15 protein-coding genes are annotated in these 14628 nt (G+C 67.1%); 4 read left to right on the top strand and 11 right to left on the bottom strand.

Annotation, left to right across the window (positions count from 1 at the left end):
- Window positions 1-8: 8 nt before the first annotated feature.
- The 4 genes from EZ304_RS12255 to EZ304_RS12270 are packed head-to-tail and all read right to left on the bottom strand — an operon-like array spanning window position 9 to window position 3527.
- Window positions 9-650, bottom strand: a complete 642-nt coding sequence (locus EZ304_RS12255) for an ABC-type transport auxiliary lipoprotein family protein (RefSeq protein ID WP_099551400.1) — start codon at window positions 648-650, stop codon at window positions 9-11.
- Complete coding sequence (locus EZ304_RS12260; RefSeq protein WP_033835489.1) at window positions 647-1573, bottom strand: MlaD family protein; 927 nt, start codon at window positions 1571-1573, stop codon at window positions 647-649. Before EZ304_RS12260 ends, EZ304_RS12255 begins: the two co-directional genes overlap by 4 nt.
- A gap of 3 nt (window positions 1574-1576) precedes the next feature.
- Entirely contained in the window at window positions 1577-2404 is an 828-nt protein-coding gene (locus EZ304_RS12265; protein ID WP_142807209.1) for an ABC transporter ATP-binding protein, read from the bottom strand.
- Between the two features lies 1 nt (window position 2405).
- Window positions 2406-3527 (bottom strand): ABC transporter permease, encoded by a 1122-nt coding sequence (locus EZ304_RS12270; protein ID WP_049427915.1) that lies wholly within the window; start codon window positions 3525-3527, stop codon window positions 2406-2408.
- A gap of 92 nt (window positions 3528-3619) precedes the next feature.
- On the opposite strand from EZ304_RS12270, the gene EZ304_RS12275 reads away from it, so the two are divergent.
- Window positions 3620-4879, top strand: coding sequence for a threonine/serine ThrE exporter family protein (locus EZ304_RS12275; protein WP_005408003.1), 1260 nt, complete (start codon window positions 3620-3622; stop codon window positions 4877-4879).
- A 133-nt stretch (window positions 4880-5012) separates the two neighbouring features.
- Here the strand turns inward: EZ304_RS12275 and EZ304_RS12280 are convergent, their stop codons facing one another.
- From EZ304_RS12280 to EZ304_RS12290, 3 genes are all read right to left on the bottom strand, one after another.
- Window positions 5013-5396, bottom strand: coding sequence for an H-NS family nucleoid-associated regulatory protein (locus EZ304_RS12280; protein ID WP_099551398.1), 384 nt, complete (start codon window positions 5394-5396; stop codon window positions 5013-5015).
- A gap of 222 nt (window positions 5397-5618) precedes the next feature.
- Entirely contained in the window at window positions 5619-7322 is a 1704-nt protein-coding gene (locus EZ304_RS12285; RefSeq protein ID WP_099551397.1) for a proline--tRNA ligase, read from the bottom strand.
- 560 nt (window positions 7323-7882) lie between these two features.
- Window positions 7883-8257: a DUF4124 domain-containing protein gene (locus tag EZ304_RS12290; RefSeq protein ID WP_142807210.1), complete on the bottom strand. Its 375-nt coding sequence runs from the start codon at window positions 8255-8257 to the stop codon at window positions 7883-7885.
- Between the two features lie 80 nt (window positions 8258-8337).
- Between EZ304_RS12290 and pssA the strand changes: the two genes are divergently transcribed.
- Genes pssA through rimI form a run of 3 tightly spaced genes read left to right on the top strand, consistent with a single transcriptional unit; the run spans window position 8338 to window position 10114 of the window.
- On the top strand, window positions 8338-9114 hold the full coding sequence (pssA, locus tag EZ304_RS12295) for a CDP-diacylglycerol--serine O-phosphatidyltransferase (RefSeq protein WP_099551396.1): 777 nt from the start codon (window positions 8338-8340) through the stop codon (window positions 9112-9114).
- A complete protein-coding gene (locus EZ304_RS12300) occupies window positions 9111-9620 on the top strand; it encodes a hypothetical protein (protein WP_142807211.1) in 510 nt (169 codons plus the stop codon). Before pssA ends, EZ304_RS12300 begins: the two co-directional genes overlap by 4 nt.
- Entirely contained in the window at window positions 9617-10114 is a 498-nt protein-coding gene (gene rimI, locus EZ304_RS12305) for a ribosomal protein S18-alanine N-acetyltransferase (RefSeq protein WP_099551394.1), read from the top strand. Before EZ304_RS12300 ends, rimI begins: the two co-directional genes overlap by 4 nt.
- Window positions 10115-10150: 36 nt before the next feature.
- Here rimI and EZ304_RS12310 read toward each other — a convergent pair whose 3' ends face one another.
- The 4 genes from EZ304_RS12310 to EZ304_RS12325 form a co-directional block, all read right to left on the bottom strand.
- Window positions 10151-10972, bottom strand: coding sequence for an EamA family transporter (locus EZ304_RS12310; protein ID WP_142807212.1), 822 nt, complete (start codon window positions 10970-10972; stop codon window positions 10151-10153).
- 133 nt (window positions 10973-11105) lie between these two features.
- Entirely contained in the window at window positions 11106-13934 is a 2829-nt protein-coding gene (locus EZ304_RS12315) for a valine--tRNA ligase (RefSeq protein ID WP_142807213.1), read from the bottom strand.
- A gap of 33 nt (window positions 13935-13967) precedes the next feature.
- Window positions 13968-14159, bottom strand: a complete 192-nt coding sequence (locus tag EZ304_RS12320) for a YqaE/Pmp3 family membrane protein (RefSeq protein WP_014035920.1) — start codon at window positions 14157-14159, stop codon at window positions 13968-13970.
- A 19-nt stretch (window positions 14160-14178) separates the two neighbouring features.
- The gene (locus EZ304_RS12325; RefSeq protein ID WP_005415211.1) at window positions 14179-14604 is read right to left on the bottom strand and encodes a DNA polymerase III subunit chi; all 426 of its coding nucleotides are present in this window, start codon (window positions 14602-14604) and stop codon (window positions 14179-14181) included.
- Window positions 14605-14628: the final 24 nt, after the last annotated feature.

Genomic DNA, 14628 nt, shown 5'->3' on the forward strand with positions numbered 1-14628 from the left:
GACGGGGGTCAGCGCTTGGCCGCCGTGGTGTCGTTCTGCCCGCTGACCAGCGTCCAGCCCACCATGTCCTGCGCCAGCTGCTGCAGGCCGCGCTCGAAAGCGGCGGTCACGGCCGGCACATCGGTGCTGCCGACCGGCTGTGCCTGGCGGAAGGTGCGGTCGGCCACCACGCGCTGGTCGGCGACGTGGATCAGTTTGGCGTTGACCTCGATCACCACCGTCGGCGTCGCCTGGCCCTGGTAGTCCGATTCGAAGCGGCGTACGTCGGTGGACAGCTTGTAGTCGGCGCGGATGCCGGCGGTACTGCGGGCCACGCCGCGGATGCGGCCGGAGTCCTCGAAGCCACGCAGCAGGGTGTCCTCGATCATGTCGGTGGCCGGCTGTGCCCAGCTGGCGCCCTTGTAGATCTCCAGCTGCGACGGGGTCGGCCGCACGTTGATGCGCGGGCTGTCGACCATGCGTGCGGCGCTGGGCTTGGCCAGTACCAGCTGCCAGCTGGCCTGCGGCCACGCCGGATCGGCCTTCACCTGCACGGCGGGCGAGTACAGCGTCACTGCGGTTTTCTCGCTGCTGCCAAGGATGGAGCAGCCGCCCAGCAGGGTGACCAGCGAAGCGGCCAGCAGCAGGCGCGGAAGGGGCATCGGGCTCATTTGGGTTCGAACTCCTTCGGTGCGTCGCGGCCCAGCAGATAGCGCGCGGGGTTGTTCTCGAGGCGGTCGCTGACCCGGCGCAGGTCGCGGATCAGGCCGCGCAGTTCGGTCAGCGTCGGGCCGAGCTGGCCGAGGCCATCGTTGGCGAAGCTGTTGATCGCGGCGCGGTTCTCGCCAAGGATCGAATCTGCATTGCCGGCGGCCGAGTCAAGCTTGGCCAGGGTGCCGTCCAGCTTGTCGATGATGCCCGGCAGCTGCTGCACCAGGTTCTTGTCCAGGCGCTCGATGGTGCCGTTGGTGGTCTTCAGCGTGGTGTCCAGGCTGCGTGCGGCATCGCGCGCGCTGAGCAGCAGCGCCTGGGTGCCCTGGTCGCGGTCGGCCAGGCCGCCGCTGATGGTCTCCAGGTTGGCCAGCGTGGCGTTGATCGAGGCCACGTTGCGGTCGCTGAGGATCTGGTCCATGCGCTCGACGATGCGGTTGGCGACGTCGGTGATGTTCTGCAGCGCCGATGGCGTGGTCGGGATGATCGGGGCCGGATCCTTGTTGACCGTGGTCAGCGCCGGCGACTGCGGCGTGCCGCCGCTGAGCTGGATGATCGATGGCCCGGTCAGGCTGGTGATCGCCAGCTTGGCACGGGTATCGGTCTTGACCGGGGTGGTCGAGTTCAGGCGGATGCGCGCGACCACTTGGCGCGGGTCGTCCGGCACCAGGTTCAGTTCGATGATCGAACCGACCGCGATGCCGTTGTACTGCACCGGACTGCCCACCGACAGGCCGGTCACCGCCTCGCGGAACACCACGCGGTATTCCTGCCAGGTGCGGTCGGAGGAGTACTTGGCCGCCCACAGGCCGAAGGCCAGCAGGGCCAGGCCGGTGATCAGGGTGAACGCGCCGATCAGCACGTAGTTGGCTTTGGTTTCCATGGCTCAGGCACTCTCGATCTGTTCGCCGCGCGCGGCACGCGCACGCGGTCCGTGGAAGTATTCCTGGATCCACGGATGATCCAGTTTCTCGATGTCCGGCAGCGGCGCGTTGGCCACCACCCTGCGGTCGGCGATCACCGCCACCCGGTCGCAGATCGCATACAGCGTGTCCAGGTCGTGGGTGATCAGGAACACGGTCAGCCCCAGCGCTTCCTGCAGGGTCTTGATCAGGCGGTCAAATGCCGCCGCACCAATCGGGTCGAGGCCGGCAGTGGGTTCATCCAGGAACAGCAGGGGTGGGTCCAGCGCCAGCGCCCGGGCCAGGCCCGCACGCTTGCGCATGCCGCCGGACAGCTGCGAGGGCAGCTTGTTGATCGCATCGGCGGGCAGGCCGGCCAGCTTCACTTTCAGCAGCGCCAGTTCGTAGTGCCAGCGCTCGGGCAGTTCGCGGTGGTGTTCCTTCAGCGGCACCTGCACGTTCTCGCCCACGGTCAGCGACGAGAACAGGGCGCCGTCCTGGAACAGCACGCCGGTATTGCGCTCGATGTGCAGGCGGCTCTCGGCATCGTCGGCACGCGCATCGCGGCCGAGCACTTCGATCTGGCCGGCATCGGGCGTGCGCAGGCCGAGGATCGAACGCATCAGCACCGACTTGCCGGTGCCCGAGCCACCGACCACGCCCAGGATCTCGCCGCGGCGCACGTCCAGGTCCAGGTCTTCATGCACGGTCTGGCTGCCGAAGCGGTTGACCAGCCCGCGCACGCGGATGGCCAGGTCGTGTCCTTCGCCGTCCTGCATGGGGATTTCTTCGGGAGTCGTATGCGTGCTCATGTCACCAGTCCATGTGCATGAACCACAACGCCGCGAAGGCGTCGATGATGATCACCAGCGAGATGGTCTGCACCACGCTGGAGGTGGTGCGTTCACCGACCGACTGCGCCGTGCCCTCCACCTTCAGGCCTTCCAGGCAGCCGATCAGGCCGATCACCAGTGCGAACACCGGCGCCTTCGACAGGCCGACCAGCATGTGCCGCACTTCCATGGTCTCGTGCATGCGCGCGATGTACATCTGCGGCGGGATGTCGAGGTCGAACGCGCCGACAGTGATACCGCCGGCCAGGCCAGCGACCATCGCGATGAAGGTCAGCAGGGGCAGGGTGACCAGCAGCGCCATCAAGCGTGGCAGCACGAGCAGGTCGATCGGGTCCAGGCCCAGCGTGCGCATCGCATCGATTTCCTCACGCGCCTTCATGGCGCCGATCTGCGCGGTGAAGGCACTGGCGGTGCGGCCGGCCAGCACGATCGCGGTCAGCAGCACGGCGAACTCGCGCAGGAAGGCGATGTTGACCAGCTCGACCACGTAGATCTCGGCGCCGAAGTCGCGCAGGATGGTCGAACCGAGGAAGGCGATCACCGCGCCGACCAGATACGACAGCAGCGCCACCAGTGGTACTGCGTCCAGCCCGACCTGCTCCATCTGGTGCACGGTCGCGGTCAGGCGGAAGCGACGGGGTTCCTTGACCAGCCGGGCCGCCTTGACCAGGTTTTCGCCGAGGAAACTGCACAGCGCCTTGATGTTGTGGCCAGTGGCATGGACGCTGACACCGAGCCGTTCCAGCGCGGCCAGCACGCCGAAATCGCGCTTGGGTCGGGGCCGGTCGTCGGCCACTTCCTCGATGGTGCACACCAGCGCCTGGTGATCCGGGCGGAACTGCAGTGCGTCCTCGCCAAGGTCGGCGCGATGGGCCACGCGCAGTACCTGCAGCACGCCGGCCGAATCCATCTTCTCGATGCCGGTGGCATCGATGCCGGTCAGCGTGTCGGGAACGCCGCGCAGGACTTCGGCCGCGGCCAGCGCGGTCTTCAAGGTCCAGGTGCCGGACAGGCGGATCAGGCCCGGGTCATGGGCATCCTGTTCGAGCTGGGGGGCGTGGTTCGGGGTCACTTGGGCCATTCGGGTCGCAGCATAACCGTTCTGTATCGGGCTTCGCGTCGAACTCGGATGAATTTCTCCGGTAAGGCCCAGCCTAGGTAATACTACGGCGCATGTCCGCAGACGCTCACACGATCCCCACGCCCCAGGCCACCTACGCGCAGCGCGTGGCCTTCGTTTCCGAGATCGCCGGACGCCTGCACAGCTATGGCACAACGGCCCAGCGCCTGGAAACGGCGGTGGTGGCACTGGCCCGCCAGCTCGATCTGGATTGTGAACCGTGGTCGAATCCCACCGGTATCATCCTCAGCTTCAGCGACCCGGCGCAGGCGATCGGCTCCAGCGACATCACCCGCGTGATCCGCCTGGCACCCGGTGAGAATGACCTGCACAAGCTCAGTGTCGCCGACCACATCGCCGAGGAAGTGGCCAACGGGCGGATGAGCATTGCCCAGGGCCACACCGCGCTGCGCCAGCTGGACAAGGATCCGGGCCGGCGCGGCAAGCTGCGCACCATTCTTTCGTTCACCCTCGGCGCGGCCGGCGTGGCCGGCATGTGGAAGCTGCCGTGGCTGGACATCGCGACCGCCGGAGTCATCGGCCTGATGATCGGCCTGCTCGGCATGGTCACCGACCGTCGCCCGGCCACCCGCGAAGCGGCCGAGGCGCTGGCGGCGCTGCTGGCCGGCATGGTCGCAACCCTGGTCGCGTCCTTTGTCGGCGCACTCAACCTCAACACGGTGATCATCGCCTCGCTGGTGGTGCTGCTGCCCGGCATGTCGCTGACCAATGCGGTCAATGAACTGGCCAGTCAGCACTGGGTATCGGGGACCGCGCGCTTCGCCGGTGCGCTGACCACCATCATGAAGCTCAGCGTCGGCGCGATGATCGCGGTGACCCTGGCCGATGTGCTCGGCCTTGATCCGGTGATTCGTGCCACGCGGCCGCAGGGGCCGTGGGTGGAGTGGGGTTCACTGCTGACCGCGGCGTTTGCCTTCGCGATGCTGTTCAAGGCCAACCGCCGCGATTATCCGTGGGTGATCGCGGCCTCGGTGGCTGGTTATGCGATCTCCAAGTTCGGTGGCCACGCCTGGGGGGCGCCGGCCGGCATCTTCCTGTCGGCGATGCTGCTGACCGCCGGTGGCAATCTGTTTGGCCGCCTCGTTGGCCGCCCGGGTGCGATCATCCGCCTGCCCGGCATCATCATGATGGTGCCCGGCAGCACCAGCCTGCGCGGCGTACTGACCCTGGTCCAGCAGCAGGACGTGGGTGCCGGCCAGAGCGTGTTCCTCACCGTACTCAACGTGGTGATGGCGCTGGTGGCCGGCCTGCTGTTCGGCAACCTGCTGATGCCGGCCCGCAAGACGTTGTGATCGAAGGACGGTAGCGCCGGGCCGTGCCCGGCGGATCGGGAAACCAACCGCTGCGCTCGCCGGGCATGGCCCGGCGCTATCCAAGGAAAACGCCGGCTTTCGCCGGCGTTTTTCATTCCAACCCGATCCGCCCTCAGGCCTTCTTGATCAGGAAATCTTCCGGCTTCTTGTTGCCCTTGGCGGTCAGCTCGGCCATCCAGCGCGGCTGCTTGCCACGGCCGGTCCAGGTTTCCTTCGGGTTGGCCGGGTTGCGGTACTTCGGTGCAACCTTGCCCAGCTTGCGGCCGGCGGTCTTGGACGGTGCCTTGGCTGCCGGGGCGGCCTTGCGCGCGCGCGGGGCCGGGGCGCCGCCGAACAGCTCTTCGATGGTGTAACCCTCGGTCTTGGCCAGCTTGGACAGCTGGGCCCGGACCTTGGTGATCGGCCGGCGCTTGGCGACGATGGTCTGCTGCTTCTTGGCGGTGCGGATCAGGGCGCCCAGTTCGCGTGCCGACAGGCCGGTCAGGTCAATGCTCATTTACGGTTACTCCGGAAACTAATGTGTGGACGGGACGAGCCAGTCCATGGCGTCGCAGCACAGAATAGAGATGAATTATTCCAAGCACAAATGCAGACGGGACAGGGCTTGGCGGCATGCCGGCTGCATCGCGTCGATTTTGACCGGATTATGTCCGCTGCAATATCGGTGACGTGGCGGGAATGCAAAAAAAGACCGGGGCATGCCCCGGTCTTTCTACGATCAGCCCTGCAGTCGCTGCAGCAGGGTGGCCTTGTCCAGGCTTTCCGCTTCGCTGGCGCGGCGCGAGCGGTACTCGTAGGTGCCGGCGGCCAGGCCGCGCTCGCTCACCACCACGCGGTGCGGGATGCCGATCAGTTCCATGTCGGCGAACATCGCGCCCGGGCGCAGGCCACGGTCGTCCAGCGCGGCGTCGAGGCCGGCGTCGCGAAGTTCCTGCAGCAGATTGGCAGCGGCGTCGGCCACGGCAGCGTCGCCCTTCGGGTTGATCACGCACACCACCACCTGCCACGGCGCCATCGCGTCGGGCCAGATGATGCCGGCATCGTCATGGTTCTGTTCGATCGCGGCAGCCACCACGCGCGAGATACCGATGCCATAGCAGCCCATCGCCATCACCGCGGCCTTGCCGTTCTCGTCCAGCACGGTGGCATCCAGCGCTTCGGCGTACTTGCGGCCGAGCTGGAATACGTGGCCGACTTCGATGCCGCGGGCGATCTTCAGTTCGCCGCCGTCCAGCGCGCGGTCACCGGCACGCACGTTGCGGATGTCCGCCACTTCCGGTTCCGGCAGGTCACGGCCCCAGTTGACGCCGGCCAGATGGAAACCGGCCTCGTTGGCGCCGACGACGAAGTCGGACATCGCTGCCACTTCGCGGTCGGCCACCACGCGGATGGCCTTGGCCGGTGCGACCGGGCCGAGGAAGCCCGGCACGCTGCCCAGGTGATCGGCGATCTCCGCTTCGCTGGCGAAGCGCTGCTCGTCCAGGCCAGCAACCTTGGCCAGCTTGATCTCGTTGACCTCGTGGTCGCCGCGCACCAGCACCAGCACGAACTGCTGTGCCTCGCCTTCACCGGCGATCAGCGCCACCGACTTCACCGTGCGCTGCAGGTCGATGCCGAGCAGGGCGGCGACGTCCTCGCAGGTCTTCTGGGTGGGCGTGTCGACCTTGCGCATTGCTTCGCTGGCGGCCGCACGGGGAGCCGGATCGGCCGCAATCGCCGCCTCCATGTTTGCTGCGTAGTCCGAGCCGGTGGAGAACACCAGCGCGTCTTCACCGGAATCGGCGATCACGTGGAATTCCTGCGAAGCATCACCGCCGATCGCACCGGAGTCGGCCTGCACCATGCGGAAATCCAGGCCGAGGCGGGTGAAGATGCGGCTGTAGGCCGATTTCATGTTCTCGTACTCGCGCACCAGGCATTCATCGTGCAGGTGGAACGAATAGGCGTCCTTCATCAGGAACTCGCGCGAACGCATCACACCGAAGCGCGGGCGGATCTCGTCGCGGAACTTGGTCTGCACCTGGTAGAAGTTCACCGGCAGCTGCTTGTAGCTGGACAGCTCGCTGCGCGCGAAGTCGCAGGCGGCTTCTTCGGCGGTCGGGCTGTAGCAGAACACCTGGTCCTTGCGGTCCTTGATCTTCAGCAGCTGCGGGCCAAACTTCTGCCAGCGACCGGTCTGCTCCCACAGTTCCTTCGGCTGGATGGTCGGGATCTGGAATTCCACGGCACCGGCACGGTCCATTTCCTCGCGCACGATGCGCTCGACCTTGCGCAGCACGCGCAGGCCCAGCGGCGACCAGGTGTAGAGGCCCGATGCCAGCTTGCGGATCATGCCCGCGCGCAGCATCAGCCGGTGGCTGGTGAGCTCGGCGTCGCTGGGGGTTTCCTTGGTGGTGTGCAGGTGGAACTGGGAGAGGCGCATCGTCGGCTTCGGATAACGGCAGAGACGCCTATTCTGCCAGCCCGGCCGGGGGGAGGGGTATCGGCAGGGCTGCGCCCTGCACCCGCCTCACGCAACGTCAACAGCAACAGCAACAGCGGGTTTCCCGTGGTAGGGCGGGGTGGGTCCGGTTGCGGGGGACGCCGTAAACCCATCCCTGGGGGCTTGGCCGCGGCATCCATGCCGCGGACACTCCCGCAACCGGACCCACCCCGCCTTCGACAGTTTCCTGCGAGCTATCGGAATGGCTCCGGGGGGTCAGATCCGTTTTCCGCAGGAAAACGGATCTGACCCCGGATTCAATTCGAGATCTGACAGATTTCATCCACGCATGGCGTGGATCTACTGGCCACCGGCCTACTGTCGAAGGCGGGGTACTGTGGGTTTGCGGGGTGTGAGCGGCATGGATGCCGCGACCAAGCCCCCATGGACGGGTTCACGGCGGCCCCGCAAACCCACAGTGCCCTGCCATCCCACGGAATGCCGCGTTTGACGTTGACGTTGCTTCGGCAGGTGCAGGGCTGCAAGCCCTGCCGATACCCTCACTCCGCCGGGCAGTACGCCTTGATGGCCGCTTCAGCCAATCCCTTCTGCGCGCTGCGCTGTTCCGGGGTCAACGCGGTATCGGCCTTGCCGTCGCCATTGGTGTCCTGCATCACCTGGCCGGAGCCTTCCAGCAGGGCCAGGTTGGCACGGGCGGTGCTGCACTGCTCCGGCACGGGTGTGGCCGGGGTCTCGGCACTGGCCGCGGCCTGCGGGCTGCGGGACTGCTCGCGGGTCTCGAACTTCTTGCCGGCCGGCGGGGTCTCCGAGTACTGGGTCACGCCATTGGCGTCCTTCCATTTGTAGACCGGGCCGGCCACGGCGTTGGCACTGGCCAACAGCAGCAGGCATCCAAGGCAGGACAGGGCACGCATGGCAAACTCCATGGAATGGGCGTAGAACGCCGATTGCAGCATTGGCGCCGAGCACTGGCAAGTCGATTAAACTGGATTCCATGGACCCGATCACACCGCCGCCGCGTTCGCGCACGATTTACCTGCTGCCCAACCTGTTCACCACCGCTGGCCTGTTCGCCGGCTTCTACGCGATCATCGCCGCGGCCAACGGGGATTTCGTCAATGCCAGCATCGCCGTGTTCGTGGCGGCGGTGATGGACGGCCTGGACGGGCGCGTGGCGCGCCTGACCGGCACCAGCAGCGAATTCGGCGTGCAGTACGACTCCCTGGCCGACCTGGTCAGCTTCGGCATGGCCCCGGCACTGGTGATGTACCACTGGTCGCTGTCGTGGCTGAAGTTCGATGACCCGCTGCTCGGGCGGGTCGGCTGGGCGGTGGCGTTCCTGTATGCCGCCTGCGCGGCACTGCGCCTGGCCCGTTTCAACACCCAGGTGGCGGTGGTCGACAAGCGCTGGTTCGTCGGCCTGGCCAGCCCGGCTGCGGCAGGCCTGATGATGTCCTTCGTCTGGGCCTTTGCCGATGGCAACCTGGGCTGGGACGGCAACCAGCTGCGCTACGTGGCGCTGGCGGTGACGATCGTCGCGGCGTTGCTGATGGTCAGCCGCATCCGCTTCTGGAGCTTCAAGGGCGGTGCCGCCAAGGGCAGCCGTTCCGACCGTGTGCCATTCCTGGTGCTGGCCCTGGTGCCGGTGGCGATCGCCATCGCGGTCATTGATCTGCCGCGTGTGCTGTTCGTGGTGGGCATCCTGTACGCCTTGTCCGGCCCTGTGATGTGGGCCGTGCAGCGCCTGCGCAAGAAGCCCGAGGCCGCGTGAGCCAGGACCTGCCCGTGCTGTGGTCACCGGCCCAGCAGGCCTGGCTGCAGGCCATGGGCTACACCGTGTATCACGACGGCCAGCTGGCCGCCGAACTGGACGCCGCGCTGCAATTGAGCGTGGCCGAAGCCGATGCGGCCGCAGCGGCTTCGGCGGAGCCGGTGCGGGCGGGTTCGGCCTCCATGCGGGAACACCCTGCCGAAGCCGCACCCGCTCCTCGCCAGGAACGCCCGGCACCGCCGCGTCGCGAGACCCCCGTCACCGCACCGGATACCGCGCCGGCACCGGTCCGTCCGCTGCCGGGAGGCAATGCACGGCAACCGGTGGTGCGGCTCCCGGATCGCCTGCAGATCGCACTGCTGCGTGCCTCCGGCTGCAATCCCAGCGATCCCGCCACGCAGGCGCTGATGGACAGTTGGCCGCTGGACCAGCTGCGCCGGGATCCGGCCGCCAAGCGTGCGTTGTGGCCGCAGTTGCGTGCCCTGCGCAAGCGGGGCAGTGCATGAGCGCGGTCAGCCAGCCCGGCCCGGTCAGCCTGCGCGCATTGCGCGAGAGCGACCTCAATGCGGTGATGGCGATCGAAGTGCGTGGCTATCCGTTTCCATGGACCCGCGGCATCTTCGTTGATTGCCTGCGTGCCGGTTATCCCGGCCTGGCGATGGAGCGCGATGGCCAGCTGATCGGCTACGGCGTGCTCAGCATTGCCGCCGACGAGGCACATGTGTTGAACATCTGCATCGATCCGCTGGCGCAGTCGCGTGGGCTGGGTCGCCAACTGCTGCGCGCACTGGTGCAGCTGGCGGGCAACCGGGGTGCCCACCGCGTGTTCCTGGAAGTGCGTCCGTCCAATACACCTGCGCTGGCCCTGTACCACAGCGAAGGTTTCAACGAGATCGGCCGCCGTCCACGCTACTACCCGGCGGCACAGGGCCGCGAGGATGCGGTGGTGATGGCGATCGAGCTGGTCGACGGCGACCTGCAGGCGATGCCGCCGTTGTAGTGGAGAAGGGTTGCCGGCCAGCGGCCGGCACAGCCTCTACGCCAGCCGCAAGGCCAATACGCCGCCGACGATGAGCGACGCCGCCAGCCAGCGCGCACGCGGGATCCGCTCGCGCAGCAGGAACACCGAGATCAGCAGCGCGAACAGGATCGACGATTCACGCAGTGCCGAGACCATCGCCACCGGGGCCTGGGTCATCGCCCACAAGGCCATCGCATAGGACGCCGTGGTGCCGATGCCGCCGGCCAGGCCCAGTGGCCAATGCTGGCGTGCATAGACCAACACCGCACCACGCCGGGTGTACAACGCCCACAGTGGCAGCGGAATGCCGGACAGCAGGAACAGCCACAGCGTGTAACTGAGCGCGCTGCCGGACTGGCGCGCACCCTGCGCATCGACCAGGGTGTAGGTGGCGATCATTGCCGCGGTCAGCAGTGGCAGGCGCAGCTGGCCGCCCCGTGCACCCAGTGCCATGCACAGGATGCCGGTGCTCACCAGTACCACGCCCAGCCACGCGGCAGGTGGCAGTTGCTCGCCCAGCAGGGTGCCGGCCAGCGCAACCAGGATCGGCGCGCTGCCACGCATCAGCGGATAGGCCAGGCTCATGTCGACCTGCTGGTAGCAGCGTGCCACCAGGCCGTAATAGGTCACCTGCAGCAGCACGGATGCAGCCAGCCAGGGCCAGCTGTGCGCGGCCGGGAACGGCAGGAAGGGCAGGGCGGCCGCCGACAGCAGCGCGGCGCTGCCGGTGACCAGCACGGTGCCGAGGAACTTGTCCGGCCCGCGTTTGACGATCGCATTCCAGCTGGCGTGCAGGGCCGCCGCCGCGAGGACCAGCAGGAAGATGGAAAGAGGCATCGGGCGATGATGCCATGCGGGGGAAATGGAAACGCCGGGCAATGCCCGGCGTTTCCGATTCCGCTTCGATGGGTGCCAACGTTTTCCACTGTGGTAGGTGCCAACCTTGGTTGGCACGCACCAGGGTGCGACGTTACAGCTTCGCGCGCTGCTCGCGCAGGCCGGCCAGCTGGGTGTTCCAGTCGGCCAGCCGCACGCGCTCCTGCTCGACCACGGCCGGCGGCACCTTGTCGGTGAACTTGGCCAGCTTGGTCTCGCTCTTTTCCTTTTCGGCTTCGACGCGGGCGATTTCCTTGTCCAGGCGCACGCGCTCTGCATCGAGATCGACCAGGCCTTCCAGCGGCACCAGCAGCTTCAGTTCACCGACGATCGCGGCGGCGGCCGGCGGTGCGCTTTCGCCTTCGGCCAGCCACTGGATGCTGTCCAGCTTGAGCAGGAACGACAGCGAGGCGCTGAAGCGTTCGATGCGCACGCGGTCCTGTTCCAGCCCGGCCTGCAGGCGCAGCGGCACCAGCTTGGACGGGGCGACGTTCAGTTCGCTGCGCACGCGGCGCACGGCACTGATCACCGCCTTCAGCCATTCCACGTCGGCCTCGGCCTGGGCGAAATCGCCTTCGAACTCGGCCGCGGTCGGGTACGGGCGCAGCGACAGCGTGGTTTCGGCCAGGCCCAGGCGCGGGGCCAGCTGCTGCCACAGCTGTTCGGTAATGAACGGGGTCAGCGGGTGCAGCAGGCGCAGCAGCGCTTCCAGTACGTACAGCAGGGTGTGGCGGGTGCTTTCGGCATCGGCGGCGTCGGCACCGTTCAGGGCCGGCTTGCTCAGTTCCAGGAACCAGTCGCAGAACGCGTTCCAGGCGAACTCGTACAGGCACTGCGCCAGCAGGTCGAAGCGGTAGTTGGCGTAGTGGCCCTGCGCTTCGGCGGTGGTGGCGGCCAGGCGCGAGAGGATCCAGCGCTCGGCATCGGTACGCGGCTTGGGAACGCCGGTGAACGCCGCGCCCTCGGTGTTCATCAGCGCGAAGCGGCTGGCGTTCCACAGCTTGTTGCAGAAGTTCTTGTAGCCTTCCGCGCGGTTCATGTCGAACTTGATGTCGCGGCCGTGGGTGGCCAGCGCAGCGATGGTGAAGCGCAGCGCATCGGCACCATGGGCAGCAATGCCGTCCGGGAATTCCTTGCGGGTGGCCTTCTCGATCTTCTCCACCATCTTCGGCTGCATCAGGCCGCCGGTGCGCTTGGCGACCAGGTCGTCGATGGTGATGCCGTCGATGATGTCCAGCGGGTCGAGCACGTTGCCCTTGCTCTTGGACATCTTCTGGCCCTGGCCGTCGCGGATCAGGCCGGTGAAGTAGACGTCCTTGAACGGGATCTTCCCGACCAGGTTGTCGGTGGCCATGATCATGCGCGCCACCCAGAAGAAGATGATGTCGAAGCCGGTGATCAGCACCGACGACGGCAGGTAGCGATCAAAGCCACGCTCGGCCATGGCCTGCTCGTTCGGCCAGCCCAGGGTGGAGAACGGCCACAGCTGCGAGGAGAACCAGGTCTCCAGCACGTCGCTTTCCTGGTTCAGCACCACCTCGCTGCCCAGGTTGTGCTTTGCCCGCACTTCCTCTTCGCTGCGACCGACGTAGCAGCTGCCGGTGGCTTCGTCGAACCACGCCGGGATGCGGTGGCCCCACCACAGCTGGCGGCTGATGCACCAGTCCTGGATGTTGTTCATCCAGTGGCGGTAGGTGTTGATCCAGTTCGGCGGCACGAACGAGATCGAACCGTCTTCGACCAGTTCCAGGCCACGCTTGGCCAGGTCGTCCATCTTCACGAACCACTGGTCGGTCAGGTAGGGCTCGATCACCTGGCCGGTACGGTCGCCACGCGGCACCTGCAGCTTGTGCGCCTTGGTCTCGACCAGGATGCCCAGGTCTTCCAGCTCGGCCAGCACGGCCTTGCGTGCTTCGTAGCGGTCCAGCCCCTGGAAGCGCTCAGGTGCGTTTTCGTTCAGCGCTGCCACCGGGGTGAACAGGTTGATCATTGGCAGGCTGTGGCGCACGCCCACTTCATAGTCGTTGAAATCGTGCGCCGGGGTGACCTTGACCACGCCGGTGCCGAACGCGCGGTCCACGTAGTCGTCGGCGATCACCGGCACGCGACGGCCGGTCAGCGGCAGCACCACGCTCTTGCCGATCAGGTGCGCGTAACGCTCGTCTTCCGGGTGCACCATCACCGCGGTATCGCCCAGCAGGGTTTCCGGGCGGGTGGTGGCAACGACCAGGTAGTCGCGGGTTTCGCGCAGGGTTTCCACGCCGTCGGCATCGCGCTCGACGTGCTCGTAGCTCAGGCCGTCATCCAGCGTGTAGGCGATCGACCACAGGAAGCCGTCTTCCTCGGCGCTCTCCACTTCCAGGTCGGAAATGGCGGTCTTCAGCACCGGGTCCCAGTTGACCAGGCGCTGGCCGCGGTAGATCAGCCCCTGCTCGTACCAGCGCACGAAGGCTTCGTTGACCGCCGCCGACGGCTGCGGATCCATGGTGAAGGTGCTGCGCGACCAGTCGGCGGAGGTGCCGAGGCGGCGCATCTGGCGCTCGATGGTGTCGCCGGACTGCTGTTTCCACTCCCAGACCTTGCCGATGAAGCCTTCGCGGCCCAGCGAATCGCGGGTCTCGCCCTTGCCTTCCAGCGCCAGGTTGCGGCTGACCACCATTTCGGTGGCGATGCCGGCGTGGTCGGTACCGACCTGCCACAGCGTGTCGTAGCCGCGCATGCGGTGGTAGCGCACCAGCGCGTCCATCAGGGTCTGCTGGAAGGCGTGGCCCATGTGCAGGGTGCCGGTCACGTTCGGCGGCGGCAGCAGGATGGTGTACGGCTCGCCCGTGCCGGACGGCTTGAAGTGGCCGGCCTTCTCCCAGGCCTCGTAGAGGTCGGTCTCGAAGGACTTCGGGTCGTAGCTGGAGGCGAGTTGGGTCATGCGGGGGAACCGGTAATCAAGGCGGAAGGGAGATCAGCGCGACCCGAGGGCGCGCCGGATCTTCTGGTCGGTGTGGTACTGGCTGACCGCGTAGGCGGCCCAGATGGCGGCGGGCAACCAGCCGATCAGGGTGATCTGCAGGATCAGGCAGACGATCCCGGCCAGCGGCCGGCCGATGGTGAAAAAGGACAGCCAGGGAAGAATCAGGGCGATCAGCAGGCGCATCAAGGGGTCCTCGCGGGACTTACATGTCGTGCTTGTTCAGGTCGTAACCGGCGGCCTTGTACTGGCGCCAGCGCTCGCGCAGCGGTTCGCGCGCTTCCGGATCGGCCGGAACCACTTCCAGCACGCGCTCGCACTGGCCCAGCCAGGGCTCGTCGCGCAGGTTGATCACCAGCGGGCGCGCCGGTGCCTCGGTGCCGGGCACGGCGATCAGCACCAGGGCTTCTTCCTCGTCCATGTCCTCGCCGGCGATCTGGTGCGGGATGTAAGCGTCGTTGTCGAACGCCCACAACAGCTCGTCCAGCTCTTCGGCCTGGGCCTGGTCGCGGGCCAGCACCAGGGTGAACAGCCCGGCGTCGTTGGCCTTGCGTGCCAGCTCGCAGACCAAGCGCAACGGCTCGGTCAGGAAGCGGGGCTTGGCGATCAGGTAGAAGTCGGCGCGGGGCATGGCAGGGTCCGGGTCAGGCAGGGT

Origin of the sequence: Stenotrophomonas maltophilia (assembly GCF_006974125.1) — a bacterium.
In the GTDB taxonomy this organism is placed as follows: domain Bacteria; phylum Pseudomonadota; class Gammaproteobacteria; order Xanthomonadales; family Xanthomonadaceae; genus Stenotrophomonas; species Stenotrophomonas maltophilia_O.

Excerpts from the sequence above, each read along its gene's own strand:
- EZ304_RS12255 (WP_099551400.1), bottom strand. The coding sequence starts at position 650 with ATGAGCCCGATGCCCCTTCCGCGCCTGCTGCTGGCCGCTTCGCTGGTC.
- EZ304_RS12260 (WP_033835489.1), bottom strand. The coding sequence starts at position 1,573 with ATGGAAACCAAAGCCAACTACGTGCTGATCGGCGCGTTCACCCTGATC.
- EZ304_RS12265 (WP_142807209.1), bottom strand. The coding sequence starts at position 2,404 with ATGAGCACGCATACGACTCCCGAAGAAATCCCCATGCAGGACGGCGAA.
- EZ304_RS12270 (WP_049427915.1), bottom strand. The coding sequence starts at position 3,527 with ATGGCCCAAGTGACCCCGAACCACGCCCCCCAGCTCGAACAGGATGCC.
- EZ304_RS12275 (WP_005408003.1), top strand. The coding sequence starts at position 3,620 with ATGTCCGCAGACGCTCACACGATCCCCACGCCCCAGGCCACCTACGCG.
- EZ304_RS12280 (WP_099551398.1), bottom strand. The coding sequence starts at position 5,396 with ATGAGCATTGACCTGACCGGCCTGTCGGCACGCGAACTGGGCGCCCTG.
- EZ304_RS12285 (WP_099551397.1), bottom strand. The coding sequence starts at position 7,322 with ATGCGCCTCTCCCAGTTCCACCTGCACACCACCAAGGAAACCCCCAGC.
- EZ304_RS12290 (WP_142807210.1), bottom strand. The coding sequence starts at position 8,257 with ATGCGTGCCCTGTCCTGCCTTGGATGCCTGCTGCTGTTGGCCAGTGCC.
- pssA (WP_099551396.1), top strand. The coding sequence starts at position 8,338 with ATGGACCCGATCACACCGCCGCCGCGTTCGCGCACGATTTACCTGCTG.
- rimI (WP_099551394.1), top strand. The coding sequence starts at position 9,617 with ATGAGCGCGGTCAGCCAGCCCGGCCCGGTCAGCCTGCGCGCATTGCGC.
- EZ304_RS12310 (WP_142807212.1), bottom strand. The coding sequence starts at position 10,972 with ATGCCTCTTTCCATCTTCCTGCTGGTCCTCGCGGCGGCGGCCCTGCAC.
- EZ304_RS12315 (WP_142807213.1), bottom strand. The coding sequence starts at position 13,934 with ATGACCCAACTCGCCTCCAGCTACGACCCGAAGTCCTTCGAGACCGAC.
- EZ304_RS12320 (WP_014035920.1), bottom strand. The coding sequence starts at position 14,159 with ATGCGCCTGCTGATCGCCCTGATTCTTCCCTGGCTGTCCTTTTTCACC.
- EZ304_RS12325 (WP_005415211.1), bottom strand. The coding sequence starts at position 14,604 with ATGCCCCGCGCCGACTTCTACCTGATCGCCAAGCCCCGCTTCCTGACC.